We start from the raw sequence: 24,681 nt of genomic DNA, 5'->3' as shown, positions 1-24,681 counted from the left end.
ACAGGGGCGAATGCGAAAGCGTTTGCCTCTTGCGTCGACTATGCTATAGGCGGCGCATCTATGCGGGGCCGGTCTTTCTGGTCGGCCTTCTACTTTCCCGGTTTCCCGGGACCCAAACCGCCCGAAACGGGCAAATCAAGGCCAACCCGTGCGGGCAAGGGCAGAATCGGGCAGACCGCCCTGTAAAGGAATGAGGAATAGACATGAGCGACGTCGCAGATCGCGTTAAGAAGATCGTTGTTGAGCACCTGGGTGTTGAAGAAGACAAAGTCGTGGAAAACGCGTCTTTCATCGACGATCTGGGCGCAGACAGCCTGGACACCGTTGAGCTGGTTATGGCGTTCGAAGAAGAGTTCGGCATCGAGATCCCCGATGACGCAGCCGAAACCATCCAGACCTTCGGCGACGCGGTCAAGTTCATCAGCGAAGCGTCCTAAACGTTTCTTTCTGATCAAAAGCGGCGCTTCCGGGCAACGGAGGCGCCGTTTTTTTATGTCCACGCAAAATTCGGGCTTGCGTGGCCATTTTCCACTGCGCACTGTTTCCATTGAGGCAAAACTCAAAGTGGACAGGGCATGATAAGATCCACTCCAATGATAAATACCGCGCGTTTGACGCTCTGCGCCATGCGCCCGGAGGACTTTGAACGGTTCGCCGAAATCTGGCGTGACCCATGCGTCGTGCAGCATATTGGTGGGACGCCCCGATCGCGTGGCGAAGCGTGGGACTCTTTTCTGCGTAATGCCGGGCACTGGCAAATGGCTGGATTTGGCCAATGGGGCGTGATGCAGCAATCGACGCGCACGCTGATTGGGCAGGCGGGTTTTTTTTATGGCAACCGACGTTTGGGCGAGGATTTCGATGGCTTCCCCGAAGCCGGATGGATTCTGGCCCCCGAAGCACAGGGTCAAGGGTTGGGATATGAGGCGGCCAAGGCGGCTCATGACTGGTTCGACCGTGTGATTCCCGGGCCTTTGGTCGCGATGGTGAACGCGTCCAATTTGTCCTCCCAGAAGCTGGCCAAAAAGCTTGGCTATGTTTTGATGCGCGAAGGGGTGTATAATGAAACCCCGGTGCATTTGTTACGGCGCAACGGTCCACCCGCCCGCGCGTAATCTCGCCACTTCGCCGATATGCCGCAAAATGGCCAAACTGTGCCGATCCCGGTAAATCGGGTTTGGAACGGTCGACCTATGCTACCGGGGATTTTCAGAGCGATTGAGCGGAGGAACAAGCTCATGAGGATTTACCCCACGATGGAACTGCAGAACGGCCGGTGTGTCACGCTGGACAAAGGCCGTCTGGATAACGCTATGATCTGGCACGTGAATCCGGTTGAAACCGCGCGGAGCTGGGCCGAGGCGGGTGCCGAATGGATGCATCTGACCGATTTCGACGCGATTGAAGGCAAAGACACCAACGTCGCACTGGTCGAGGAGATCATTCGCGGAGCAGAGATTCCCGTGCAATTGGCCGGTGGAATGCGCACGCGGGAACAGGTGGAGTACTGGATCGACAAAGGCGTAGGGCGCGTTGTGATCGGCACTTTGGCCGCGCTGGAGCCGAATCTGGTTAAAGAACTGGCCAAACTGTACCCGGACCAAATCGTGCTGTCTGTCGACGTCTGGCAGGGATTTGTCATGACGGATGGCTGGCGCAACCAAAGTGCATTCACGCCAGAAGCGTTTATCGACGCATTCGAAGGTGTACCATTTGCTGCGATTGTCGTGACGGATATTGACAGTGATATGGAAGATGTAGACGCACAGCTTGGTCTGATTTCCGGAATCGCCGGGCATTCGAGGACCCCAGTGATTGCGAGCGGTGTTGTGCGCACAGCGGACGATATTTCCCGTCTGGCGTATATTCCGAATATCTCGGGCGCAATTGTCGGGCGGGCGCTGTTCCGTAAATCGCTGGAATTGTCAGATGCACTGGAGATGGCCAAAGCCGCACACGAGCCAGTGGCACAGTTCCAATAGGCCAACTAGACAAACCATTCCGCCCTTTCTGCTGCGTGCGTGAAAGGGCGGTTACCCCATTTTCCCTAAATTACGCGTTTCTCTGGGTGATCGGCGGCAGGATGCCGGCGCGGAAGTCGCCCTTGCTCTTGCCCCCGCACCCCGGGCCGGGGTATGAGCGGTTCTCATAACAGGAAGCAGGCAAGAGGCACTTCATGCGCAGAGTCGTTGTAACCGGTCTTGGATTGGTCACTCCTTTGGCCAGTGGGGTCGAGGAAACCTGGTCGCGGCTGCTGGACGGAGAGTCCGGCGCAGGCCCCATCACGCATTTTGATGCCGTCGGCAGCGGGGTCACAACGACCTATGCCTGCGAGGTGCCACGCGGCGATGGTACCAACGGAACGTTCAATCCCGATGATTGGATGCCACCGAAAGAACAGCGCAAGATCGAAGACTTCATCCTGTATTCGATTGCGGCCGCGGAAATGGCCTGCAAGGACGCGAACTGGTTGCCGGAAGATGAGGAAGACCGTCTGCGGACAGGTGTTCTGATTGGTTCGGGTATCGGTGGGCTGGGCTCGATTGCCAACACCGCCAATCTGATCCGCGATAAAGGCCCGCGTCGGGTGTCGCCTTTCTTTATCCCGGGAGCTCTGATCAATCTGGCCTCGGGTCAGGTGTCGATCCGCCACGGGTTTAAGGGGCCGAACCATTCTGTTGTGACAGCTTGTTCGACCGGCGCCCATGCGATTGGCGATGCCAGCCGTATTATCCGTGCGGGTGATGCGGATGTCATGGTTGCAGGTGGCGGTGAAGGCTGCATCTGCGAGATCGGGATTGCAGGTTTCAACGCCTGTAAGGCTTTGTCGACGAAATATGCAGACGACCCGAAGAAAGCCAGCCGTCCCTATGACGTCGACCGCGACGGGTTCGTCATGGGCGAGGGCGCGGGCATCGTGGTATTGGAAGACTACGAACACGCCAAGGCGCGTGGTGCCAAGATTTACGCCGAAGTTCTGGGTTATGGCATGTCGGGTGATGCGTATCACATTACCGCGCCATCAGAGGATGGCGATGGGGCAGAACGTTCGATGAAAGCCGCACTGCGCAGTGCCGGGCTGGAGCCGAAAGATCTGGACTATATCAACGCGCATGGCACCTCGACCATGGCTGATACGATTGAGCTGGGTGCTGTGGAACGCCTGTTGGGTGAGCATGCGGCAAACGCCACAATGACCTCGACAAAGTCTGCCACCGGGCACTTGCTGGGGGCTGCGGGCGCGATTGAAGCGATCTTCTCGATCCTCGCAATCCGGGATCAGGTTGCGCCGCCGACGATCAACCTTGACAACCCAGCTGTCGAAACGCCGATCGATCTGGCGCCCAACGCAAAACGCGAGCGTGAGATCAACGTGGCCCTGTCAAACTCGTTCGGGTTTGGCGGTACCAATGCCAGCGTAATCTTCGGAAAGGTCAGCTAAATGTGGCGGGCCATTGCTTCGAACGCGCTGACCATGTTGGTGGTCGGTTTGTTCCTGATGGGTGGTCTGATCCTATGGGGGCAATCTCAGTACAAAGCGGAAGGCCCGCTTGAAACCGCAATCTGCCTGCAGGTCAGAAGCGGATCGAATATGACGCGTGTCAGTCAGGAACTGGAAGACCAGGGCGCGATCCGCAATGCAACATTGTTCCGCATGGCTGCGGATTACACAGACCGGGCGCAGCAGCTGAAAGCCGGTAGCTTTCTGGTACGCGAAGGTGCGTCGATGGAGCAGATCATCGCTGAGATTACCAGCACCGGTGCCAGCACCTGCGGATCCGAGATCGAATACCGCATTGGCGTGACCCGTGCCCAGACACGGGTGCGCGAGCTGAACCCGGCGACGTTGGATTTCGATGAAATCGCGTCTTTCGATGCGTTGGAGGAAGAGGCGCCAGAAGCCTATACCGAAAAACGCAACGAGGCGGACACTCGGTATCGTGTGTCGTTGGCCGAAGGCGTGACCTCGTGGCAGGTGGTTGAGGCGTTGAAGTCCTTTGAGGCGCTGACCGGAGAAGTGACTGAGATCCCAGCTGAGGGCATGTTGGCCCCGGACAGCTATGACGTTGTGGCCGGTCAGGACCGCAATGATGTCCTAAAGGCCATGCAAGACAAACAGCAGCTTCGGATCAACGCGGTCTGGGAAGACCGTCAGGATGGCTTGCCGCTGGAAAGCCCCGAAGAGATGCTGATCCTTGCTTCGATCATCGAAAAAGAAACCGGAGTTCCAGAAGAGCGCGGACAAGTGGCCAGCGTCTTCGTGAACCGGCTGAATCAAGGGATGCGTCTTCAGACGGACCCAACGGTGATTTACGGCGTGACCAAGGGCCAGGGCACTTTGGGTCGGGGTTTGCGGCGCAGTGAACTGAATCGCCCGACGCCGTGGAACACGTATCAAATCGATGGGTTGCCGCCGACTCCGATCGCGAACCCCGGCTTGGCAAGTCTTGAGGCCGCCGTTGCGCCGGATGACACCAGCTTTGTGTTCTTTGTGGCCGATGGCACGGGAGGTCACGCTTTTGCAGAGACATTGCAGGAGCACAACCGTAACGTAGCCAAGTGGCGCGAGATAGAAGCCGAACGAAACTCGGGCAACTAAACCGAACCGCCAAAGTGGCGAAAAGAAACGCCGACGTCAGAGGGATATCTGACGTCGGCGTTTCTTTTTGCATTGCGTTTTGGTGTTAAGCAGCGGGACGTCTGCGACGGGGTCGACGACCCTTTCCCGCCGAAGGCTTTCCATCGCCATTGGCTGGTTTGGGTTTAAACCCGCGACGGCGATTGTTTTGGCGGCGCGCTGGTTTTTGGGGCTCAACCCCTTCGGGCATGGTGCCGCTTGCCACCGGAATTTCGATCTTCATCAGCTTCTGTATCTGACGCAGCAGATCGACTTCTTCAGGGGCGCAGAAAGCAATAGCCTCACCTTCGCGCCCGGCACGGGCCGTGCGGCCGATGCGGTGAACATAGTTGTCCGGCACTTCGGGCAGGTCGAAATTGATTACATAGGCAACGCCAGGGATGTCGATGCCACGCGCGGCGACGTCGGTCGCCACCAGAATGGTTACCTCACCTTCGCGAAACGCCTTGATCGCGCGGTCCCGTTGGCCTTGGCTTTTGTTGCCGTGGATCGATGCAGCGTTGTAACCATCGGCAACCAGACCCTTCATCAAACGTTCAGCCCCGTGTTTAGTGCGGGTGAAAACCAATGTCAGCGCATCGCTGTCTCGTGAGAGTATTTCACGCAGCATTGCTGGTTTTCCGGGTTTCGAAACGAAGTGCAGCGACTGCGTGATCTTGTCAGCGGCCTTGCCTGGAGGCGATACCTGAACCCGTTGAGGGTTGGTCAGATACGCGCGGCTGAGCTCTTCCATCTGTTTTGGCATGGTAGCGGAAAACAGCATGGTTTGACGCGGAGTGCCCAGAGCTGGCGCAATTTTGCGAAGGGCGTGGATAAAACCCAGATCCAGCATCTGGTCAGCTTCGTCCAAAACCAGATGGCGAACCGAGCCGAGATCGACTGCGCCACGGTCCATCAGGTCAATCAGGCGACCCGGAGTGGCGACCAGAATGTCTGTGCCACGCGCCAGGAACATGATCTGCTTGTTGATTGACTGTCCGCCCACAACTGTCCCGACGCGCAGCTTGGTGCCTTTGGTCAAGACCCGCAGACTGTCGGCGATCTGGTTCACCAGTTCGCGGGTCGGTGCAAGGATTAATGCCTTGGCTGTCTTGGGATCAGGTTTTCCAGGCTGAGCCAACAAGTGATCAATCAGAGGAAGGCCAAATGCCAGTGTCTTGCCGGTACCGGTTTGGGCAAGACCCAGAATGTCGTGGCCGTTCAGCGCAAGCGGTATGGCCTGGTTCTGGATCGGGGTAGGTTGCGTGAAGTTGGCGTTTTTCAACGCCTTGTTAAGTGCCGCGGCGAGGCCCAGCATATCAAAGTCGAACAAATAACTATCCTTTACAGCCCGGAGCATTGGCCTACGGGCAGGTCAAACGAGGTCGCGCTCTGGCGACCAGCAGGGGTTGTGCGAGACCTCGGGACGAGCAGGTGAATCCTGCGCCATCCGGCCGTCGCGTCAAGAACCCTGCGTGATGGGGAACTATGGGTGAGTCGGGCGCTGTGGGGCGGAAAAGGTCCGCTCAGGCTCACGCTGCAGCGCTTGGTTTTGTGGGCACATGAGGGTTGAGGCAGGGATTGTCAAGCTGGCATTTGAAAATGGAGCCGGGCGTTGGCAGCGAGGGTGTCAATTTTAACGCGATTCTTAATCCGGTTTTTAGTGACGTCCTGAAACGCGAAGGCGGTTTAATGGTTTTTTTTGAAAAAGAGGAACTCTCGAAAAGCAGCTAAGCTGGGGGCTAAAAATCTTACTTCTGCGTACGCTCCCTGTTGCGTTCGTGTTGCGTAACTAGTTGACATTGCGTACTTAAATACGTATGAATTGTGTCATGCTAGAAGAAGTGGGCAACGGCCACGGGGAAACCCGGCGGCCGTTTTTCGTTTCTCTCGTGCGGAGAAAACTCACGCATGAGGTCACAAGCAAACATGACTTTGATTACCCCGGAAGAGCGGATTTCCCAGACGGCTGACTTGTTGCAGTCGCTTGAGAGGTCCATTCGCGATCTGCGGCAAGCGGCGGAAGACCTGCGCAAACAGATCGGTGCCGGGGAGGATGCAGATCTTGCTGGTTCAGCCAGGCAACTCGGGCAGTTAGAGGGGCTGATCCGAAGTTGTCAGAAAGTGGAGACAAGCTTTGTCGAACAACATCACAGACAAGCCGGAATTGCCCAAGGGGGCTATGCGCTCGACCTTGAGCGCGCTCGATTTGAAATCGGGTGCAGGTTGGCTCGCCTCCGCACCTGTTGCGGTGCAGAACAGATTTCTAAGTGAGATCGGGGAGGGGGGGCTGTGTGCCCTCCCTTTCCTGTTTGAGTTCTGGGCGCTGCCGCATCAATTGCCACCCGAAGGTGATTGGCGGTCCTGGGTGATTATGGGCGGGCGTGGTGCCGGGAAGACGCGGGCCGGGGCTGAATGGGTGCGGTCGATGGTTGAGGGGTCGAAGCCGTTGGATCGCGGAGAAGCCAGTCGTGTGGCGTTGGTCGGCGAGACCTTTGATCAGGTGCGCGACGTGATGATCTTTGGCGATAGCGGGATATTGCAGTGTTCACCGCCAGATCGTCGGCCTGTGTGGAAAGCATCGGAACGGAAACTGATCTGGCCCAACGGGGCCGAGGCGCAGGCGTTTTCGGCGCATGATCCTGAGGGTCTGAGGGGTCCTCAGTTTGATGCGGCCTGGGTGGATGAGCTGGCCAAGTGGAAGAAGGCTGGGGAAACTTGGGACATGTTGCAATTTGCGTTGCGATTGGGAGAGCAGCCTCGGGTCTGTGTGACCACGACGCCGCGCAATGTGAAGGTTTTGAAGGATCTGTTGGTGTCTCCCTCCACTGTGCAGACCCATGCGCCAACCGAAGCAAACCGGGCCAATCTGGCGGACTCGTTTCTGGCCGAGGTCCGCGCGCGCTATGCTGGCACGCGGCTGGGGCGGCAGGAGTTGGACGGGGTGCTGTTGTCGGATGCTGAGGGTGCGTTGTGGACGGGGTCGATGCTGGATGCTGCGCGGGTGGATCGGGTGCCTGCATTGGATCGCATCGTCGTGGCGCTGGACCCGGCGGTGACATCCGGTTCAGGCGCGGATGCCTGCGGGATCGTTGTTGTGGGCGCTCAGGTGCAGGGCCCGCCCGAGGAGTGGCGCGCCTATGTGCTGGCTGACCGGACGGTGCAGAGCGTCGGCCCGGCGGGCTGGGCGCAGGCGGCGATTGACGCGATGGATGATTTCGGGGCCGAACGGTTGGTGGCTGAGGTCAATCAGGGCGGGCAGTTGGTGGAAGAGGTCGTGCGGCAGGTGGACCCTCTGGTCCCGTTCCGCGCGGTGCGGGCCTCCCGCGGCAAGGTCGCGCGGGCCGAGCCTGTGGCGGCGTTGTACGAGCAGGGGCGGGTAAGCCATGTGGCCGGTCTGGACGCGTTGGAGGAGCAGATGTGCCAGATGACCACGCGTGGGTTTGAGGGGCAGGGCTCGCCCGACCGGGTCGACGCGCTGGTCTGGGCGCTGCATGAGTTGATTGTGACGCCTGCGGGGGCATATCGGCGACCTCGGGTGCGGAGTTTGTGAGGTACTTCAGAAACAGCGACAGGACTAGTTTTCCGATCCCTTAGTGTATGATCTAACTTTCCCAGTACCCGTCATTGAAGCGGTTAGGAAGGCGCGATCCCGCAGTTTCTGAGCTCTGTAGTCTTTACAGAGAAGTTTTTGTTTTTAGAAAGTAAAGTCAGGCCATAGTGCGTTTTTTGTACTGTATCGACTGCAAATTTGCCGGTTTGGCCCGACTTTGCCTTCACTCTAAAGGTTGAATTGTTGATTTGGGTTGTCTTTGAGGAGATGACAAGAGTCACGCCATCGGCATTGCGATAGGTGTAAGTGCAATCTCCGACGATACCAAAGCAACTGTAGGGTTCAAATTCCTCCCACTTGTTGCCGCTCCAAGGACTACGCGTCATCAAGCCACGCGCGTTGTATTCGGTTGTCTTTACCTTTTCCTTGCTGCCGAACTTGTTCTTGGTCGTGACGATGTATTTTCCTGCCTGCTTTCCTCGAAACGTGTTTACCCAAACATTTCCATTTGAATATTCCGTGGTCCAACTGCAGCCTTTGGGCATTTCCCAGAAACGGACTTCGCCGGCAGGCGCGGTTATTGGAATGAAGGTGGTCACCGAAAGCAAGACCGCCAGAAAAATACGTGAGTTCACAGAAACATTTGCTTTCACTAGCCTACCTTTCAAAACTTATGAGCGGTTTCTAAGGCGAAATCTCCCCCGTCGATCACGCGGGTTCAATTGAAAGAATAGAAGTAAGCCAAAATTTTTTCGAAAATGAGTTGTGCGAGTTTCGGAGCCAAGCGAACGCTTGCAAAAAAGCTCACATACCGACCGTTGCCCACCCCCCGTACGCCCCATTCCCAAGCTTTAAACTTCTTTCCGTCATAACTCCTTTCAACAAGCCGGGCAGAGCGGCGGCAGAAAGGAGCACAGATGGTATTCGATTTCTTGCGTCGTGGATCGGCTGGCGAGGCGCCTGAGGCAAAGGCGAGCGCGGCGGGACATGTGGTGGCGTGGCAGACAGGCGGGCGCGTGGCGTGGAGCCCTCGGGACGCGGTGTCGCTGACGCGGACGGGGTTTTCAGGGAACCCGGTGGGGTTTCGCTCGGTCAAGCTGATTGCTGAGGCGGCGGCGGCTTTGCCTCTGGTTCTGCAAGATCAGGCGCAGCGCTATGATGTGCATCCGGTCCTGAGCCTGATGCGGCGTCCGAATGCGGCGCAGGGGCGGGCAGAGTTGATGGAGGCCTTGTTCGGGCAGTTGTTGTTGTCGGGCAATGCCTATGTCGAGGCGGTTCAGGCCGAGGAAGGGCTGCCGGTAGAGCTCCATGTCTTGCGCTCGGATCGGATGAGTGTGGTGCCGGGGGCAGATGGGTGGCCCAAGGCGTATGACTACGCCGTCGGGGGAAAGAAGCACCGGTTCGCCGCGGAGGCGATCTGCCATATCAAGTCGTTCCATCCGCAGGACGATCACTATGGGTTCTCGCCGATGCAGGCGGCGGCGATGGCGATTGATGTGCATAACAGCGCGTCGCGGTGGTCGAAATCTCTGCTGGACAATGCGGCGCGACCTTCGGGGGCGCTGGTGTGGAAGGGCGATGGCCATGGGGTGATGGCCGAGGATCAGTTCCGGCGTTTGTCGGATGAGATCGAGCAGAACTATCGCGGGGCGCGCAATGCAGGTCGTCCGATGGTTCTGGAAGGGGGGCTGGATTGGAAGCCGATGGGCTTTTCGCCCTCGGACATGGAGTTTCAAAAGACCAAGGAAGCCGCCGCCCGCGAGATCGCGCTGGCCTTTGGGGTCCCGCCGATGCTGCTGGGGATCCAAGGCGATGCGACCTATTCGAACTATCAGGAGGCCAACCGGGCGTTCTATCGCCTGACCGTACTGCCCCTGGTGACGCGGGTGGCGGCGGCGGTGTCAGAGTGGCTTTCGGGCTTTTCGGGCGAAGACCTGATGTTGAAGCCCGATTTGGATCAGGTGCCTGCGCTGTCGGCGGAACGCGATGCACAATGGGCGCGGGTCAACGGGGCTGATTTTCTGACGGACGCTGAGAAGCGAGCGCTGCTGGGGCTGCCGGAGCGTGCCGATGGCTGATGGGTATCCCTCGTTCGAGTGCGCGCCGGGCTTGCGTCTGGCCGCGCATGAGCGGGTGGCCGAGATCCAGCACGCGCATCTGTGCAGGCGGCTGGACCAGATCGAAGAGATGATGGAGCGACTGGAACGTCGGTTGTGGCTGACGGTCTACGGTGTGGCGGCGGTGATCCTGGCGCAGGCGTTTCAGTCGTTCCTTGCGGTAACACCGTAAGGTCAGTGGGTTACATGGAGAAGCTCATGGATTTAGAGCATAAATTCGCACGGTTTGGAGACAGTTTGTCGGTGTCTGAAGACGCGGTGATCGAGGGCTATGCCAGCCTGTTCGGACAGGTCGATCAGGGCAGCGATGTAGTGCAACGGGGGGCGTACAGTGGCTCGCTTGAGGGGCTGGCCAAAGCGGGTCAGCGGGTCAAGATGCTGTGGCAGCACGATCCGGCGCAACCCATCGGCGTTTGGGACGAGGTGCGTGAGGATGACACCGGCCTTCGCGTCAAAGGCCGACTGCTGGAGGCCACGCAAAAGGGCCGTGAGGCAGCGGAACTGATCCGGGCGGGGGCATTGGACGGTCTGTCGATTGGCTATCGCACCAAGCGTGCCGTGAAGAATGACAAGGGCCAACGGGTCCTGACGGAACTGGAGCTGTGGGAGGTGTCCTTGGTGACTTTCCCGATGCTGCCCAGTGCGCGGGTGGCGGCGAAAGGTTTTGAGCCTGACGCTGAAAACACTTGGCGCAGTATCGCCGAGGTGTTCCAGGACGCCCGGCAGGAGCTGGCGCGGATCTAGCGCGCCTCAAATCCCACCCAATAAGGAAGTGCTGATGAGCAAGACCGAGACCCCGGCCTTGACCGGAGAGGGTGCGCCCCTGGTTCAGGAGGTGAAGCAGGCGATGGCTGGCTTCGTGAATGAATTCAAGGGCCTCAAGGCCGAAGTTAAAACCAAATTGCAACAGACAGAAGAGCGACTGACCATGCTGGATCGTAAATCAACCATCGCGGCGCGCCCGCATCTTGCGGCGTCCATCGAAGACGGCGCACCGCATCAGAAGGCATTCGACGCCTATGTGCGATCTGGCGAGGATGACGGGCTGCGCGGTCTTGAGATAGAGGCCAAGTCGCTTTCGACTGCGGTAAACAGCGATGGTGGCTATCTGGTTGACCCGCAAACCGCTGAAACAATCAAGTCGGTGCTGAACTCGACTGCTTCGATCCGTTCGATTGCGTCGGTGGTGAATGTTGAGGCGAACTCGTTTGACGTGCTGATCGATCACACAGACGTCGGCGCGGGCTGGGCGGATGAAAACGCGGCTGCGGCGGAAACCGGTACTCCTTCGATTGACCGTATTTCAATCCCGCTGCACGAGCTAAGCGCGCTGCCCAAAGCATCGCAACGTCTTCTGGATGACAGCGCGTTTGATGTCGAAAGCTGGCTGGCCGGTCGTATTGCGGACAAGTTTGCCCGTGCCGAGGCCTCGGCCTTTATCAATGGCGACGGTGTCGACAAGCCGAAGGGTCTGATGATCCATCGCGCGGTGCCAAATGACAGCTGGTCCTGGGGAAGTCTGGGCTATGTCGCGACCGGCATTGACGGTGGCATCGATGCGGATGCGATTGTCGATGTTGTTTATGCGCTCGGTGCGCAGTACCGCGTCAATGGCACCTTCGTGATGAATTCGAAAACCGCGGGTCTGATCCGCAAGTTGAAGGATAGCGATGGCCGCTTCCTGTGGTCGGATGGTCTGGCCGCTGGCGAACCTGCGCGTCTGATGGGTTATCCGGTGCTGATTGCCGAGGACATGCCAGACGCGGCCTCGGACAGCTATGCCATTGCATTTGGTGACTTCCAGGCGGGCTACACCATCGCCGAACGCCCCGATCTGCGCGTGCTGCGCGATCCGTTCAGCGCCAAGCCACATGTCCTGTTCTACGCGACCAAGCGCGTGGGTGGTGATGTGAGCGACTTTGCCGCGATCAAGCTGTTGAAATTCGGCACTGCCTAAGCGGTGACGGATCCGGGGGGCCTGTGGCCCCTCGGGCGGCGGGCGCGGGCTGGGGTGAGATCCCCTGCGTTGTCTAGCTGCTCCCCTCCGTCCGAGCAACGTGGGGCGGCGCGTGCCCGTCATTTTCCAAGGATACGGCCCCGGAGGGGTCCGAGATTGCGGAGTGAATGGATGATGTTGATCGAAGAAACCGCCATCGCGGATGTGGCGCTGCCGGTGGATCAGTTCAAGGCGCATCTGCGGCTGGGCACGGGCTTTGCCAAGGACAATGTGCAAGACGAGGTGTTGAAGAGTTTCTTGCGGGCGGCGATTGCAGCGATTGAGGCGCGCACGGGCAAGGTGCTGATTGAGCGCGCTTTTTCCTGGAACTTGAATGGTTGGCGCGAAGCGGCGGGTGAAGTTCTGCCGGCTGCTCCGGTTCGGTCCATTGCAGCAGTGACAGTGACCGATGCGGTCGGCGGAGACAGTATTGTTGATGCGAGTGAATATAGGTTGGAACGAGACAGTCAGCGCCCTCGGTTGCGACCGGCGGGGGCTATGTTGCCGAAGGTGTCGACAGGTGGTCGGGTGAAGATCGATTTCACCGCCGGAATGGCCGCGGATTGGGCCGGTCTGCCGGCAGATCTGGGACAGGCTGTTCTGCTGCTTGCCGCGCATTATTACGAGTACCGCGATGAAACGGCGCTGAGCGATGGTTGCATGCCGTTCGGTGTTACCAGCCTGATCCAGCGCTACCGGATGGTGCGTTTTGGCGCAGGAGTGGGCCAATGACCTCGCCGCGCTTGAACCGCAAACTGGTGCTGGAAGAGCCAAAGCGGCTGTCTGATGGTGCCGGTGGATTTTCCGAGATCTGGCAGCCGATTGGTGCCTTATGGGCCGAGGTTACCGCGCGTAGCGGCTCTGAACGTTCCGTTGCGGGAGTTTCGGTATCGCGGGTGGGGTACCGGATCGTGGTTCGGGGCGCGCCCGAAGGGTCTTCGATGCGGCCATCGCCTGATCAGCGTTTTGTCGAGGGGACGCGACGGTTTGTAATCCGCGCCGTCGCGGACCGTGATCCGCGCGGTCAATACCTGACATGTTTTGCCGATGAAGAGGTGGCGGCATGAGCTATGGCGTAGCGGCCGCTTTGCAAGCGGCGGTTTTTCAACGGCTATCGGGCGACGCGGATGTCAGCGCCCAATCCGGCGGAGCGATTTATGACGCCGCACCCACGGGTACTGTTCCCAAGACCTATGTGACATTGGGCCCAGAAGAGGTTCGGGAAGCCTCGGACAGATCGGGTGCAGGAGCCGTGCATCGGTTTACGATTGCGGTTGTTTCTGAGGTGGCCGGTTTCACCACTGCCAAGGCCTTGGCTGGAGCGGTGTGCGACGCACTGGATGGCGCGGACTTCAGCCTGGATCGTGGTCGCCTTGTAGGGCTTTGGTTCGAGCGCGCCTCGGCCAGGCGCACTGGAACGGGCGGCGCAATCCGCCAAATCGACCTGAGATTCCGCGCCCGCGTGGAAGATGACTAAGCAATCAACGGAGTGAGCACATGGCTGCCCAGAACGGAAAAGACCTGTTGGTCAAAGTGGATATGAACGGAACAGGCTTGTTCCAAACGATCGCGGGCTTGCGCGCGACGCGGATCAGTTTCAACGCGGAAAGTGTCGATGTGACCAGCCTGGAAAGTCAGGGTGGGTGGCGCGAGCTGCTGTCAGGCGCGGGGGCCAAATCGGCCTCGATCTCGGGCTCGGGTGTGTTCAAAGACGAAGGGACAGATGAGCGCGCACGTCAGTTGTTCTTTGACGGGGAAACTCCTGGTTTTCAGGTGATTATCCCTGATTTCGGTGTTGTTGAAGGACCGTTTCAGGTGACCAGCATCGAATACGCAGGTTCACACAATGGTGAGGCGACCTATGAGATGAGCATGGCCAGTGCTGGTGCCCTGACCTTTACGGCGCTTTGATCTGATGGCCAATCCTTGGACGGGTGAGGTGGCACTGACCATCGATGGGGAACAGCGGCTGCTCAAGCTGACGCTGGGGGCTTTGGCCGAGTTGGAACAGGAGCTGCGCACGGGGTCGCTGGTTGAACTGGTACAGCGGTTTGAAGGCGGGGCCTATTCCAGTGCGGATGTGCTGGCCCTTATCGTTGCTGGTTTGCGCGGCGGCGGTTGGGACATTACGCGGTCCGATTTGATGCGTGCTGAGATTGAGGGCGGCCCAATGATGGCAGCCAGAACCGCAGCCGAGCTGCTGGCGCGCGCCTTCATGGTGCCGGAGGACACATGAGCGGGTTCGACTGGCCCGCTTTGATGCGGGCCGGAATTCTGGGGCTGCGTCTGACGCCGGAGCAATTCTGGCGCCTGACACCGGCAGAGTTGCGACTGATGCTTGGGCAGGACGCCGGTATACCCGCGATGAACCGAGCGGGGTTGGATTCACTGCTAGCGGCCTATCCGGATGAGACTAAAGGAGAGCGTGATGACGGATCGTGATGGGTTTGATGATCTGCAAGAGCAGGGCGAGGCGCTGGGCGACTCCCTCGGCGATGCTGCGACTATGGCAGCGGCGTTTGACAGTCAGATGAAGCGCATCAGTGCTGCGTTTGAGGAAACGGGCAAAGATGTTGCAACGCTGGAACGCGGTATGTCCAGCGGTTTGCGCAAAGCCTTCGACGGTGTCGTTTTGGACGGCATGAACTTGTCGGATGCGCTGGACATTTTGAAGAACTCACTGATCCAAACAGCTTACGCGGCAGCGATAAAGCCAGTAACGGACCATTTTGGCGGGATGTTGGCGAATACAGTTGGGGGGCTAATGGAGGGCATCCTGCCTTTTGCCAACGGCGGCAGTTTCAGTCAGGGCCGGGTGATGCCTTTTGCCAATGGCGGTGTTGTGAGTGGCCCGACCATGTTCTCGATGCGCGGCGGGACCGGTCTGATGGGCGAGGCGGGCCCCGAGGCGATCATGCCGCTGGCGCGTGGCGCCGATGGCAAGCTGGGTGTTCGGACGCAGGGGGGAGGCCGGGCTGTGAACGTCGTGATGAATATCTCGACCCCGGACGTGCAGGGATTCCGTCGGTCTCAAGGTCAGATCGCAGCACAGATGAGCCGGGCTTTGGGCCGCGGCAATCGGAACAGGTAAGTCAGGGAGCAGGTCATGAACTTTCACGAAGTAAGATTTCCCGCCAGTTTGAGCTTTGGTTCAGTCGGTGGACCCGAGCGGCGTACGGATATCGTGACGTTGGCCAACGGGTTCGAAGAACGCAACACGCCTTGGGCGCATTCTCGACGCCGTTACGATGCGGGGCTGGGAATGCGATCTTTGGACGACATCGAAACGCTGATTTCGTTTTTTGAGGCGCGGCAGGGTCAGATGTTCGGGTTCCGTTGGAAGGACTGGTCGGATTTCAAATCCGGCAAGGCCACGCTGGACGTCGATTTCTCGGATCAGGTGATCGCCCGAGGGGATGGTGTCACCACCGAGTTCCAACTGATCAAGACATACAGCTCGGGCGGGGTCAGCTATGCGCGCCCGATCGTCAAACCGGTATTGGGCACGGTGCGATTGGGGTTGGATCAGGATGAGATGCGTGAAGGTGTGGACTTCGAAGTGGATCTGTCGACCGGCAAGATTGTGTTTGGTGATCCACCTCCGGAAGAAATTGATATTTCAGCCGGGTTCGAATTCGACGTACCGGTCCGGTTTGACACCGACAAGATCCAGACAAGTGTAGCCAGTTTCCAGGCCGGTGACGTGCCGAATGTTCCGGTGGTCGAGGTGCGTGTCTGATGGCTGACGATATTCAGGGCCTCCATGAGCATTTGCAAAGCGGCCTGACAACGGTTTGCCGGTGCTGGGCGATCAGGCGCACGGATGGGCAAGAATTCGGTTTTACCGATCACGATATGGAGCTGACTTTTGAAGGATTGACCTTCAAAGCCAGTTCCGGGTTGACGGCGGCTGCTATCGAACAGGCGACTGGTCTTTCGATTGACAACACAGAAGCTATGGGTGCGCTCTCGGATGCATCAATTCGCGAAGAGGATATTGAGACAGGGCGGTTCGACGGAGCAGAGGTGCGGGCCTGGTTGGTGAATTGGGCCAACCTTGACCAGCGCGTGTTGCAGTTCCGGGGCTCAATTGGTGAGTTGCGTCGCGCGGGCGGTGCGTTTCATGCTGAGCTGCGGGGTCTGACAGACCTGCTGAACCGGCCTTTGGGGCGCATCTATCAGAAACCTTGTACGGCTGTTTTGGGCGATCAAAGTTGTCGGTTCAATATGGACACGCCCGGGTACTGGATCGACGGTAATGTCACCGGGTTTGACGGCGGAACCGTTCTTTTGGTTGAAGGTGGGGCATCCGTTGCGGACGGCTGGTTTGAACGCGGTCGGGTGGATGTTGTGACCGGCAAAGCAAAAGGCTTGTGGGCCTCAATCAAACAAGATCGTCCAACGGCACATGGGCGCGAGATTACACTGTGGTCAGGGTTTGGTGAAACCCTAGCCGCAGGCGACACCGTTCGGCTGCGGGCCGGGTGTGACAAACGCATGCAAACCTGCCGTGTGAAGTTCAACAACATTCTGAATTTTCAAGGCTTTCCGGATCTGCCGGGGGAAGACTGGGTCATGGCCGTTCCCAAGAAAGGTAAAGCCAACAGCGGAGGGAGCCTGCGGTGACACTGTACAGACAGGAAATTGTTGCGGAGGCACGTAGTTGGCTGGGAACGCCTTACATTCATCAAGCGTCGTTGAAAGGGGCAGGAACGGATTGTTTGGGATTGTTGCGTGGCGTGTGGCGCGCGTTGATCGGGCAGGAACCCGAAGCGGTTCCGGTCTACAGTCTGGATTGGTCCGAACCGCAGGGCGAAGAACGCATGTGGGCAGCGGCGCAGCGACATTTGGTTGAAAAGCCAACTTCGCGTTTTGCCCCCGGTGATGTGCTGTTGTTCCGGATGCGGGCGGGCAGCGTCGCCAAGCATCTCGGTATCGTATCGGCAATCCTGCCTGAACCGCGTTTCATCCACGCTTATTCCCGTCGCGGCGTTGTCGAGAATGCTCTGAGTGCTCCGTGGCAGCGCCGGGTCGTTTCCTGTTTTGAATTCCCGATGGAGGATCGCTGATGGCTACCATTCTTCTTTCCGCAGCAGGCGCGGCACTGGGCGGCGCGATTGGTGGCACGGTCGCTGGTTTGTCTTCCGTTATCATCGGACGAGCCGTCGGTGCAACGATCGGCCGGGTCATTGACCAGCGGTTCTTCAGCCAATCGGTCATGGGCAGCGGTAGCGAAGTTGTCGAAACCGGGCGCATGGATCGCTTCAGGCTCACCGAAACCGGCGAAGGCGCACCGGTCAGCACCGTTTTTGGACGGATGCGCGTGGGCGGTCAGGTCATCTGGGCGTCAGACTTTCTTGAAACCAAGACGACGACGACCGAAGGGGGCGATGGCGGTGGTAAAGGAATGCCTAGCACTCCTGAGGTTACTACGGTCAGCTATAGCTATTCGATCTCTTTGGCGATTGCTGTAAGTGCTGGGGAAATCGCGGATGTGGCGCGCGTTTGGGCGGACGGTGAAGAGCAGGAACGATCCAGCATAAACATGCGGATTTACCCTGGCAGGCAGGACCAGTTGCCTGATCCGCTGATCGAAGCCATCGAAGGGACCGGAGCCGTGCCAGCCTATCGAGGCACTGCTTATGTGGTCATTGAAGATTTCCCGCTTGGGGCTTTTGGCAACCGCGTACCGCAGTTCTCTTTCGAGGTGGTGCGACCCACGCAACGCGACATGCCGGACTATGAAGGTGCGGTTTCTCAGATTGTTCGCGGTGTCGCCATGATTCCGGGCACCGGGGAATACGCTCTGGCCAGTTCACAGGTCAATTTCACTGATACGGGCAGAAGCTGGGCCGTAAACGCCCATTCCGCATCTGGGACCACAGATTTCTTGTCTTCGACCCGCGCGTTGGAAACAGAGTTGCCCAATTGCGATGCAGCGGCGTTGGTCGTGTCGTGGTTCGGCGATGATCTAAGATGTGGAAACTGCAAAATCCGTCCCAAAGTCGAGCAAAGGGACATAGACAGCAGGGACATGCCTTGGGTTGTGTCCGATCAGAACCGCCGTACGGCGGACCTTGTGGCGAAGCAGAATGACCGCTCGATTTATGGTGGAACTCCAGCTGATGCCGCTGTGGTCGAAGCTATCCAACACCTCAACCAATCTGGCAAACGGGTTATGTTCTATCCGTTCATCCTGATGGAACAATTGGCTGACAACGGGTTGCCGGACCCGTGGTCCGGCGCGCCGAGCCAGCAGCATCTGCCGTGGCGCGGGCGGATCACCCTTGATGTGGCACCAGGACGTGCAGGTTCGCCTGATAAAACGGCTGTGGCAGACGCTCAGGTGGCCGCTTTCTTCGGGACGGCCCGTGCACAGGACTTTGCAATCGCCGCAGATACAAACGGGTCGGGGTTGTTCAACGGTGGCTTCCGGCCCAAACTGGGAGATCGCCTCGCTGAGGGCGGGTTCGCAGAACTGCAGGGGTTGAACGGGGGCGATACCTTTCGCGAAATGCTGAACGGTGGCCGTATCAACGCGAAAGACATAATCTCTTACACTGGACCGCAGGAGTGGGGCCTGCGCCGGTTCATCCTTCATTACGCTATGCTGTGTAAAGCAGCGGGCGGTGTGTCGTCCTTTTGCATCTCGTCCGAGATGCGCGGCCTCACCCAGATCCGTGGTGCTTCGGGGTTTCCCGCCGTTGCTCAGTTGCAGGCCTTGGCGGCAGAGGTGCGACAGATTTTGGGGCCAGAGACGAAGATCGGCTATGCGGCCGACTGGTCCGAGTATTTCGGGTATCAGCCGGAAGGCAGCGACGACAGGTATTTTCACCTCGACCCTCTTTGGGCTGATGACAATATCGACTTTATCGGCATCGATAACTACATGCCCCTGTCCGATTGGCGCGACGGTGAGCGTCATTTGGATGCCGAGGCCGGTGCAGGGTCTATCTACGATCTTGAGTATCTACGGAGCAATATCGAGGGCGGTGAAGGCTATGACTGGTACTACGCGTCGCCAGAAGAGGCTGACGCGCAGATCAGAACCCCCATCGAAGATGCAGAGCACGGAGAGGAATGGGTCTGGCGCTACAAGGATTTACGCAATTGGTGGTCGAACCCGCATCACGAAAGGATCGGTGGCGTGCGACAGCTCAATCCGACAGACTGGGTGCCGGGTTCAAAACCGATCTGGTTCACGGAACTGGGCTGCGCGGCAATCGACAAGGGCACAAATCAGCCGAACAAATTCCTCGACCCCAAGTCTTCGGAGTCGCTGTTGCCGGCTTATTCGAACGGATTGCGGGATGACTACATTCAGGCACAGTATCTGAAGGCGACCCTAGGATATTGGAACGATCCCTCGGTCAACCCTGTGTCGCATATCTACGGCGCGCCGATGCTGGATTTGTTGAACGCCTATGTCTGGGCATGGGATACCCGCCCGTTTCCAACATTTCCAAATCTGCAGAGCCAGTGGGATGATGGAGAAAACTATGCCAGAGGACATTGGCTGAACGGGCGGTCCGGGTCACGTACGCTTGCTTCGGTTGTGACCGAAATCTGTCATGGGGCAGGGGTCACAGACATCGATGTTTCGCGACTTCATGGTGTGGTTCGGGGTTATGTCATCGAAGATGTGACAAACGCGCGGTCCGCCTTGCAACCTTTGATGCTGCGCTACGGGTTTGATGCGATTGAACGGGGTGGCCAGTTGGGGTTTCAGATGCGCGACGGCTACGGTGCGGTCGCACTGAAACCTGATCATCTGGCGATCAGCAGCGATCTGGAAGGTGCGGTTGAACATCGGCGTGAGGCCGAGGCCGAGATGACCGGCCGGGTTCGCCTGCGCTTTGTGCAGTCGGACGCGGACCATGATCTGGTCGCGGAAGAAGCCGTTCTTCCAGAGGACAAAACCCATTCTGTTTCGGTGAATGAAATGCCGTTGTCGATGACGCGTACAGAAGGTCGTCAAACAGCGGAGCGCTGGCTGAGCGAAGCAAGGGCCTCGCGCGATACTGTGCGCTTTGCGCTGCCGCCGTCACAGATACATTTGGGTGCCGGGGATCTGGTGCGATTATCGGATCTCGAAAACAGCCCGATCTACCGCATTGACCGGCTGGAATCGTCGGACCTGCAACTGGTCGAGGCTGTTCGAGTTGAACAAGGTGTCTACAAAGCCTCGGATCTGCGCGAAGAAGCGCCAACAGTGAAACCTTATGCAGCGCCGACCCCTTTGCTGCCTGTTTTCCTGGATCTGCCGTTGTTTACTGGCGCAGAAACTCCCCACGCTCCTTATCTGGCCGTAACGGGCGACCCGTGGCCAGGCGCCGCTGCAGTTTATACCTCGTCAAGTGACGAAGCTTATGCGCTGGGCGATATAATCCAGGGGCAAGCGGTTGTTGGCGTCACCGAAACCCCACTGCACAGGGCCAGCGCGGGTGTCTGGGACGAAGGTCCGGCGCTGCGGATCAAGTTGGTCTCGGGTCAGTTGGATTCCCGCCCACGCGATTCCGTTCTGAACGGCCTTAACCTGGCCGCTATCGGCGATGGGTCGCCGGGCAATTGGGAGGTTTTTCAGTTTTCCGATGCGGTTCTCGAAGCGCCCGGTGTCTACGCCTTGTCCGGGCGTCTCAGAGGGCAGTTGGGCACGGACGGGCTGATGCCGGATGTCTGGCCGGATGGCTCAGTTTTTGTTCTTTTGAACTCTCAGGTCCAGCAGACCAATTTGTTGCGCACTGAACGTCGGATGGCCAAACACTATCGCATCGGGCCGGTGAACCGCAGTTACGATAATCCGTCTTTCCAACATTTGATCGCTTCTTTCGATGGTAACGGATTGCGTCCTTACGCTCCGGCACACCTAAGGCTTCAAGCCGGTTTGTCCGGCGACGCCTTTACATGGATAAGGCGCGCGCGTCTGGACGCGGATGATTGGTCGGGACTGGAGATTCCCCTGGGCGAAGAAACCGAATCCTATCTGGTGCGCGTCCGTGCAGATGGAACATTGCTGCGCGAAGACCTGATTGCGGAACCACGTTGGACCTATACTGCAACAATGAAGGCTGCGGACGGTTTGACAGGCGCGTATGAGGTCGAAGTGGCGCAGGTGTCGGCCATTTACGGCCCTGGTCTGGCAGCCCGCCTTTTGGTGGGACAGTCAGTCTAATGCGGCCGGTCCTGCACGGAGATGTCAGTGCCGCAGCGCGTGCGTTACTGGCAGCGCCTCAGGTAGACCGGACCCGTCTATGCGTTCGGATGATTCATGAAGCAGAACTGGCCGACAGGCATCTTGAACGCACGGGGCGACTTCATCCCGTTTACGGCAACGGCTCGCTGATGGCCGTTGCTCGGAACAGAACCCTGGCGAATGAGCCGGGGTTCGACGATCTGCAATATTGCCAATGCTTTGAGACGGTTCTGCACCATCTTTCCAAATTCTTAGTCACCCGGCAGCGCAGCTGACACATCTGTTGGCGGCCAAATCCAGTGCCAACCGCGCGTCTGGAATTCGGTCGCCGCAATCCTCGCAATACCCGTATTCCTCCTCTTCAATGCGCACCAATGCGGCTTGAAGACGGCTTTTTTCAATATCGCGATTGGTTTGCTGCGCCTTTGCCATGGCCTGATTTTGTAACGCATCCATGCGACTCAATCGGCCAACCGCTTGTTGATCCAGTTCAACGACAGCCTGAGCCCTTTGACCTGACGCTGAAAGCTGTTCCAACTCGGCCAGTCGCTCGCGAATTTTTGTTTCAAAATATGAGCTTTCGAACTCATTCATTTTTGTTGCATAGCAGATCACGGGTTTGCGTTTGGTCTTTTTACCACTAAATGGCATTCTAGGCGCAGCAAAGGATGAAAAGCCATGTTTGAAAAGCGCAGTCATGTAACGCCGGTCGATCCGGTTTGGACCCGCATCACATCCGAGGCCCACGCGGCCGTTGAAAAAGAGCCACTTATGGGTGGTCTTGTGCACGCCTGTATCCTGCATCACCGCAGCCTTGAACGCGCGCTTTCCTATCGGATTTCGGCCAAGCTGTGCTCGAACGAGATGTCGATGATGGTCTTGCGAGAGATTGTCGACGAAGCATATGCCGATGATCCGCATCTAATCGAAGCGGCGCGGGCCGATCTGATGGCCGTTTACGAGCGTGACCCTGCATGCCACCGCCTGTTGCAGCCGATTCTTTACTTCAAAGGGTATCAGGCGATGCAGGCCTATCGGGTTGCGCATTGGTTGTGGAAAAAGGGCCGCTATGATCTGGCCTATTTCTTCCAGATGCGTTCATCCGAGATTTTCGGAATCGATATTCACCCGGCTGCAAAGATCGGCAAGGGCATCATGATCGACCACGCCCATTCCATCGTCATTGGCGAGACGGCGGTTGTTGGCGATAATGTTTCGATGTTGCATTCGGTGACGCTTGGCGGGACCGGCAAGGAAGAGGAACAGCGCCATCCCAAGATCGGAAACGGGGTTCTGATTGGGGCCGGGGCAAAAGTTCTGGGTAATATCGAAGTGGGCCATTGCAGCCGTATCGCTGCGGGTTCGGTGGTTCTGCAACCTGTTCCGGCTTGCAAAACCGTTGCTGGAATTCCCGCGAAAATCGTGGGCGAGGCGGGATGCGATCAGCCCGCGATCTCGATGGATCACATGCTGGGCAAAGACCAGTAGTAAAAATCACTTCAAGCGGTTGGTGCGTTTCTCCAACCGCTTGCGCTTGCGTTCTTCTCGTCTCTTCTGACGCAGTTCTTTGCGCAGCTTTTGTTCGGCTTTCTGTTCGGCAATCGCCTCAGGATCGTTGTTTTTGAACTTCGAGTGCTCGCCCGGATAACTGTTCGGTTTCGCAGAGACCTCGCCTGGTGTCGTTCCAGTCAAAAGGACCAAAACTATCAGGCTTTGAACAAGGTTCTTGCGGACCACAATACACCCTCCTTCTGCCTTGGTTTTGAAGAAGAAGGTGGGAGGTCAATTCGCTTTAGGCAATTGATACACCAATCACATGGGTTCAAATCAGCGCCAAATGATCAGATGACCCCCGCCCAACACGAGCTTGGGCGAGGGTATGTTTCAGTGCCTCAGGCCAGCATGACCATCGGATTTTCCAGATTGTCGACAATGGCCTTGAGCAGTTCTGCCCCCAGCGCTCCGTCGATGACGCGGTGATCCACGGACATTGTGACAGACATCACAGTTGCTACGGTCAGTTCTCCATCATCTCCGACAACCGGTTTCTTCACGCCCGTTCCTACAGCCAGAATACCGGCATGAGGCGGGTTCACGATGGCGTCGAAATTGTCGATACCGAACATACCCAGATTCGAGACTGCAAAGGTGCCGCCCTGATACTCATGCGGTGCCAGCTTGCGTTCGCGAGCGCGACCTGCAAGGTCCTTCATCTCGGTCGACAGGGCGGACAGGGATTTCATGTCAGCATCTTGCAGAACCGGGGTGAACAAGCCGCCCTCAATCGCAACAGCAACGGCGACGTCCGAAGGCTTCAGTTGCAGCACGCGGTCACCCGCCCAGACTGCATTGCAGGCCGGAACCTGTTGCAGTGCGTTGGCAACAGCTTTGATGATGAAATCGTTGACGCTCAGCTTAACGCCACGGCCTTCCAACTGCTTGTTCAACTGGCTGCGGAACTTGAGCAACGCGTCCAGCTTGATGTCACGACGCAGATAGAAATGTGGGATGGTCTGTTTGGCTTCGGACAGGCGCGCGGCGATGGTCTTACGCATACCGTCCAGCTGGATTTCCTCGTACTCGCGCCCTTCGTACATCCGAGCGACCATGTCTGCCGACGGCCCAGCTGGTGCCGCAGGCGCAGACGGAGCAGCGGTAGCCGGCGCTGGAGCAGCTGTAGCCGGTGCGGCGGTGGCACTTTCCACATCCGCTTTAACGATCCGTCCATGCGGGCCAGAACCGGCGATCTGCGATAGATCCAGACCTTTTTGCGCCGCAATGCGACGGGCCAGTGGTGAGGCGAAAATACGTCCACCATCGGCCTTGACCGGAGCAGCCGGGGAAGGGGCAGAGGCTGGCGCCTCGGATGCCGCTGGCGCTGCAGTTTCTGCTGCGGGCGTGGCCGCAGGCGCGGCGGCAGGCGTCGCACCAATGTCATCTGCGCTTTCACCATCTTCCAGCAGAACAGCAATCGCGGTGTTGACCTTAACGCCTTCGGTTCCCTCGGCGATCAGGATCTTACCGATGGTGCCTTCATCAACGGCTTCGAACTCCATCGTGGCCTTGTCGGTTTCGATCTCGGCCAGCAGGTCGCCAGACGATACGGTGTCGCCTTCCTTGACCAGCCATTTGGCAAGCGTGCCTTCCTCCATGGTGGGCGAAAGGGCGGGCATCAGAATTTCGGTGGGCATCTGTCTGTCGCTC

Annotated in this window: 27 protein-coding genes and 2 pseudogenes; 24 read left to right on the top strand and 5 right to left on the bottom strand. The window is 58.3% G+C overall.

Annotation, left to right across the window (positions count from 1 at the left end):
• The first annotated feature begins 203 nt into the window (after window positions 1–203).
• From ACR0EV_RS09700 to mltG, 5 genes are all read left to right on the top strand, one after another.
• A complete protein-coding gene (locus ACR0EV_RS09700) occupies window positions 204–437 on the top strand; it encodes an acyl carrier protein (RefSeq protein ID WP_050602116.1) in 234 nt (77 codons plus the stop codon).
• Between the two features lie 138 nt (window positions 438–575).
• Window positions 576–1,115 carry a GNAT family N-acetyltransferase gene (locus ACR0EV_RS09695; protein WP_171185824.1) on the top strand — a complete coding sequence of 180 codons (540 nt, stop codon included), beginning with the start codon at window positions 576–578 and terminating at the stop codon, window positions 1,113–1,115.
• A gap of 123 nt (window positions 1,116–1,238) precedes the next feature.
• Complete coding sequence (locus ACR0EV_RS09690) at window positions 1,239–1,982, top strand: 1-(5-phosphoribosyl)-5-[(5-phosphoribosylamino)methylideneamino]imidazole-4-carboxamide isomerase (RefSeq protein ID WP_480799896.1); 744 nt, start codon at window positions 1,239–1,241, stop codon at window positions 1,980–1,982.
• Window positions 1,983–2,176: 194 nt separating this feature from the next.
• Entirely contained in the window at window positions 2,177–3,442 is a 1,266-nt protein-coding gene (fabF, locus tag ACR0EV_RS09685) for a beta-ketoacyl-ACP synthase II (RefSeq protein ID WP_480799895.1), read from the top strand.
• On the top strand, window positions 3,443–4,600 hold the full coding sequence (gene mltG / locus ACR0EV_RS09680; protein ID WP_480799894.1) for an endolytic transglycosylase MltG: 1,158 nt from the start codon (window positions 3,443–3,445) through the stop codon (window positions 4,598–4,600).
• An 85-nt stretch (window positions 4,601–4,685) separates the two neighbouring features.
• Here the strand turns inward: mltG and ACR0EV_RS09675 are convergent, their stop codons facing one another.
• Window positions 4,686–5,951: a DEAD/DEAH box helicase gene (locus ACR0EV_RS09675; RefSeq protein ID WP_480799893.1), complete on the bottom strand. Its 1,266-nt coding sequence runs from the start codon at window positions 5,949–5,951 to the stop codon at window positions 4,686–4,688.
• Window positions 5,952–6,800: 849 nt separating this feature from the next.
• Here ACR0EV_RS09675 and ACR0EV_RS09670 point away from each other — a divergent pair.
• Window positions 6,801–8,171: a DNA-packaging protein gene (locus tag ACR0EV_RS09670; RefSeq protein ID WP_480800008.1), complete on the top strand. Its 1,371-nt coding sequence runs from the start codon at window positions 6,801–6,803 to the stop codon at window positions 8,169–8,171.
• Between the two features lie 83 nt (window positions 8,172–8,254).
• Here the strand turns inward: ACR0EV_RS09670 and ACR0EV_RS09665 are convergent, their stop codons facing one another.
• Window positions 8,255–8,824 carry a hypothetical protein gene (locus ACR0EV_RS09665; RefSeq protein WP_480799892.1) on the bottom strand — a complete coding sequence of 190 codons (570 nt, stop codon included), beginning with the start codon at window positions 8,822–8,824 and terminating at the stop codon, window positions 8,255–8,257.
• 264 nt (window positions 8,825–9,088) lie between these two features.
• On the opposite strand from ACR0EV_RS09665, the gene ACR0EV_RS09660 reads away from it, so the two are divergent.
• From ACR0EV_RS09660 to ACR0EV_RS09580, 17 genes and pseudogenes are all read left to right on the top strand, one after another.
• The gene (locus ACR0EV_RS09660) at window positions 9,089–10,249 is read left to right on the top strand and encodes a phage portal protein (protein WP_480799891.1); all 1,161 of its coding nucleotides are present in this window, start codon (window positions 9,089–9,091) and stop codon (window positions 10,247–10,249) included.
• The gene (locus ACR0EV_RS09655) at window positions 10,242–10,460 is read left to right on the top strand and encodes a GTA head formation protein, RCAP_rcc01685 family (RefSeq protein ID WP_480799890.1); all 219 of its coding nucleotides are present in this window, start codon (window positions 10,242–10,244) and stop codon (window positions 10,458–10,460) included. Before ACR0EV_RS09660 ends, ACR0EV_RS09655 begins: the two co-directional genes overlap by 8 nt.
• A 26-nt stretch (window positions 10,461–10,486) precedes the next feature.
• The gene (locus ACR0EV_RS09650; protein WP_480799889.1) at window positions 10,487–11,032 is read left to right on the top strand and encodes an HK97 family phage prohead protease; all 546 of its coding nucleotides are present in this window, start codon (window positions 10,487–10,489) and stop codon (window positions 11,030–11,032) included.
• 34 nt (window positions 11,033–11,066) lie between these two features.
• Entirely contained in the window at window positions 11,067–12,245 is a 1,179-nt protein-coding gene (locus ACR0EV_RS09645) for a phage major capsid protein (RefSeq protein WP_480799888.1), read from the top strand.
• Between the two features lie 171 nt (window positions 12,246–12,416).
• Entirely contained in the window at window positions 12,417–13,016 is a 600-nt protein-coding gene (locus tag ACR0EV_RS09640) for a head-tail connector protein (protein ID WP_480799887.1), read from the top strand.
• Window positions 13,013–13,351, top strand: a complete 339-nt coding sequence (locus tag ACR0EV_RS09635) for a head-tail adaptor protein (RefSeq protein ID WP_480799886.1) — start codon at window positions 13,013–13,015, stop codon at window positions 13,349–13,351. The genes ACR0EV_RS09640 and ACR0EV_RS09635 overlap by 4 nt, the downstream gene beginning before the upstream one ends.
• Window positions 13,348–13,761, top strand: coding sequence for a DUF3168 domain-containing protein (locus ACR0EV_RS09630; RefSeq protein WP_480799885.1), 414 nt, complete (start codon window positions 13,348–13,350; stop codon window positions 13,759–13,761). The genes ACR0EV_RS09635 and ACR0EV_RS09630 overlap by 4 nt, the downstream gene beginning before the upstream one ends.
• 20 nt (window positions 13,762–13,781) lie before the next feature.
• Entirely contained in the window at window positions 13,782–14,195 is a 414-nt protein-coding gene (locus ACR0EV_RS09625; protein WP_480799884.1) for a phage major tail protein, TP901-1 family, read from the top strand.
• Between the two features lie 4 nt (window positions 14,196–14,199).
• Window positions 14,200–14,520, top strand: a complete 321-nt coding sequence (locus tag ACR0EV_RS09620) for a gene transfer agent family protein (protein WP_480799883.1) — start codon at window positions 14,200–14,202, stop codon at window positions 14,518–14,520.
• Window positions 14,517–14,726, top strand: coding sequence for a rcc01693 family protein (locus ACR0EV_RS09615; RefSeq protein ID WP_480799882.1), 210 nt, complete (start codon window positions 14,517–14,519; stop codon window positions 14,724–14,726). Before ACR0EV_RS09620 ends, ACR0EV_RS09615 begins: the two co-directional genes overlap by 4 nt.
• Entirely contained in the window at window positions 14,713–15,375 is a 663-nt protein-coding gene (locus ACR0EV_RS09610; RefSeq protein WP_480799881.1) for a phage tail tape measure protein, read from the top strand. The genes ACR0EV_RS09615 and ACR0EV_RS09610 overlap by 14 nt, the downstream gene beginning before the upstream one ends.
• A 15-nt stretch (window positions 15,376–15,390) precedes the next feature.
• The gene (locus tag ACR0EV_RS09605) at window positions 15,391–16,023 is read left to right on the top strand and encodes a phage distal tail protein, Rcc01695 family (protein ID WP_480799880.1); all 633 of its coding nucleotides are present in this window, start codon (window positions 15,391–15,393) and stop codon (window positions 16,021–16,023) included.
• On the top strand, window positions 16,023–16,910 hold the full coding sequence (locus ACR0EV_RS09600; protein WP_480799879.1) for a DUF2163 domain-containing protein: 888 nt from the start codon (window positions 16,023–16,025) through the stop codon (window positions 16,908–16,910). Before ACR0EV_RS09605 ends, ACR0EV_RS09600 begins: the two co-directional genes overlap by 1 nt.
• Complete coding sequence (locus tag ACR0EV_RS09595) at window positions 16,907–17,353, top strand: NlpC/P60 family protein (RefSeq protein ID WP_480799878.1); 447 nt, start codon at window positions 16,907–16,909, stop codon at window positions 17,351–17,353. The genes ACR0EV_RS09600 and ACR0EV_RS09595 overlap by 4 nt, the downstream gene beginning before the upstream one ends.
• Window positions 17,353–18,696 (top strand): annotated as a pseudogene (locus ACR0EV_RS09590) (baseplate multidomain protein megatron); the annotation flags it as partial. The gene ACR0EV_RS09595 and the pseudogene ACR0EV_RS09590, both read left to right, overlap by 1 nt.
• A gap of 138 nt (window positions 18,697–18,834) precedes the next feature.
• Window positions 18,835–21,456 (top strand): annotated as a pseudogene (locus tag ACR0EV_RS09585) (baseplate multidomain protein megatron); the annotation flags it as partial.
• Window positions 21,456–21,752 carry a DUF7742 family protein gene (locus ACR0EV_RS09580; RefSeq protein WP_480799877.1) on the top strand — a complete coding sequence of 99 codons (297 nt, stop codon included), beginning with the start codon at window positions 21,456–21,458 and terminating at the stop codon, window positions 21,750–21,752. The pseudogene ACR0EV_RS09585 and the gene ACR0EV_RS09580, both read left to right, overlap by 1 nt.
• On the opposite strand, the gene ACR0EV_RS09575 is transcribed toward ACR0EV_RS09580, so the two are convergent.
• Window positions 21,733–22,071 (bottom strand): TraR/DksA family transcriptional regulator, encoded by a 339-nt coding sequence (locus ACR0EV_RS09575; RefSeq protein ID WP_480799876.1) that lies wholly within the window; start codon window positions 22,069–22,071, stop codon window positions 21,733–21,735. The two genes, ACR0EV_RS09580 and ACR0EV_RS09575, sit on opposite strands and share 20 nt — an antisense overlap.
• 84 nt (window positions 22,072–22,155) lie before the next feature.
• Here ACR0EV_RS09575 and cysE point away from each other — a divergent pair, with 84 nt between their 5' ends.
• The gene (gene cysE / locus ACR0EV_RS09570) at window positions 22,156–22,965 is read left to right on the top strand and encodes a serine O-acetyltransferase (RefSeq protein ID WP_171090686.1); all 810 of its coding nucleotides are present in this window, start codon (window positions 22,156–22,158) and stop codon (window positions 22,963–22,965) included.
• Between the two features lie 6 nt (window positions 22,966–22,971).
• Here cysE and ACR0EV_RS09565 read toward each other — a convergent pair whose 3' ends face one another.
• A complete protein-coding gene (locus ACR0EV_RS09565; protein ID WP_480799875.1) occupies window positions 22,972–23,214 on the bottom strand; it encodes a hypothetical protein in 243 nt (80 codons plus the stop codon).
• Window positions 23,215–23,369: 155 nt separating this feature from the next.
• Window positions 23,370–24,668: a pyruvate dehydrogenase complex dihydrolipoamide acetyltransferase gene (locus ACR0EV_RS09560; RefSeq protein WP_480799874.1), complete on the bottom strand. Its 1,299-nt coding sequence runs from the start codon at window positions 24,666–24,668 to the stop codon at window positions 23,370–23,372.
• Window positions 24,669–24,681: the final 13 nt, after the last annotated feature.

The sequence above is a fragment of the Ruegeria sp. CF8 genome (assembly GCF_056537285.1).
The sequence above is the reverse complement of the archived record's forward strand: the minus strand, read 5'-3'. Positions and strand labels throughout refer to the sequence as shown.

Coding starts and splice junctions, on each gene's coding strand:
- ACR0EV_RS09700 (WP_050602116.1), top strand. CDS start 204: ATGAGCGACGTCGCAGATCGCGTTAAGAAGATCGTTGTTGAGCACCTG.
- ACR0EV_RS09695 (WP_171185824.1), top strand. CDS start 576: ATGATAAGATCCACTCCAATGATAAATACCGCGCGTTTGACGCTCTGC.
- ACR0EV_RS09690 (WP_480799896.1), top strand. CDS start 1,239: ATGAGGATTTACCCCACGATGGAACTGCAGAACGGCCGGTGTGTCACG.
- fabF (WP_480799895.1), top strand. CDS start 2,177: ATGCGCAGAGTCGTTGTAACCGGTCTTGGATTGGTCACTCCTTTGGCC.
- mltG (WP_480799894.1), top strand. CDS start 3,443: ATGTGGCGGGCCATTGCTTCGAACGCGCTGACCATGTTGGTGGTCGGT.
- ACR0EV_RS09670 (WP_480800008.1), top strand. CDS start 6,801: ATGCGCTCGACCTTGAGCGCGCTCGATTTGAAATCGGGTGCAGGTTGG.
- ACR0EV_RS09660 (WP_480799891.1), top strand. CDS start 9,089: ATGGTATTCGATTTCTTGCGTCGTGGATCGGCTGGCGAGGCGCCTGAG.
- ACR0EV_RS09655 (WP_480799890.1), top strand. CDS start 10,242: ATGGCTGATGGGTATCCCTCGTTCGAGTGCGCGCCGGGCTTGCGTCTG.
- ACR0EV_RS09650 (WP_480799889.1), top strand. CDS start 10,487: ATGGATTTAGAGCATAAATTCGCACGGTTTGGAGACAGTTTGTCGGTG.
- ACR0EV_RS09645 (WP_480799888.1), top strand. CDS start 11,067: ATGAGCAAGACCGAGACCCCGGCCTTGACCGGAGAGGGTGCGCCCCTG.
- ACR0EV_RS09640 (WP_480799887.1), top strand. CDS start 12,417: ATGATGTTGATCGAAGAAACCGCCATCGCGGATGTGGCGCTGCCGGTG.
- ACR0EV_RS09635 (WP_480799886.1), top strand. CDS start 13,013: ATGACCTCGCCGCGCTTGAACCGCAAACTGGTGCTGGAAGAGCCAAAG.
- ACR0EV_RS09630 (WP_480799885.1), top strand. CDS start 13,348: ATGAGCTATGGCGTAGCGGCCGCTTTGCAAGCGGCGGTTTTTCAACGG.
- ACR0EV_RS09625 (WP_480799884.1), top strand. CDS start 13,782: ATGGCTGCCCAGAACGGAAAAGACCTGTTGGTCAAAGTGGATATGAAC.
- ACR0EV_RS09620 (WP_480799883.1), top strand. CDS start 14,200: ATGGCCAATCCTTGGACGGGTGAGGTGGCACTGACCATCGATGGGGAA.
- ACR0EV_RS09615 (WP_480799882.1), top strand. CDS start 14,517: ATGAGCGGGTTCGACTGGCCCGCTTTGATGCGGGCCGGAATTCTGGGG.
- ACR0EV_RS09610 (WP_480799881.1), top strand. CDS start 14,713: ATGACGGATCGTGATGGGTTTGATGATCTGCAAGAGCAGGGCGAGGCG.
- ACR0EV_RS09605 (WP_480799880.1), top strand. CDS start 15,391: ATGAACTTTCACGAAGTAAGATTTCCCGCCAGTTTGAGCTTTGGTTCA.
- ACR0EV_RS09600 (WP_480799879.1), top strand. CDS start 16,023: ATGGCTGACGATATTCAGGGCCTCCATGAGCATTTGCAAAGCGGCCTG.
- ACR0EV_RS09580 (WP_480799877.1), top strand. CDS start 21,456: ATGCGGCCGGTCCTGCACGGAGATGTCAGTGCCGCAGCGCGTGCGTTA.
- ACR0EV_RS09575 (WP_480799876.1), bottom strand. CDS start 22,071: ATGAATGAGTTCGAAAGCTCATATTTTGAAACAAAAATTCGCGAGCGA.
- cysE (WP_171090686.1), top strand. CDS start 22,156: ATGTTTGAAAAGCGCAGTCATGTAACGCCGGTCGATCCGGTTTGGACC.
- ACR0EV_RS09560 (WP_480799874.1), bottom strand. CDS start 24,668: ATGCCCACCGAAATTCTGATGCCCGCCCTTTCGCCCACCATGGAGGAA.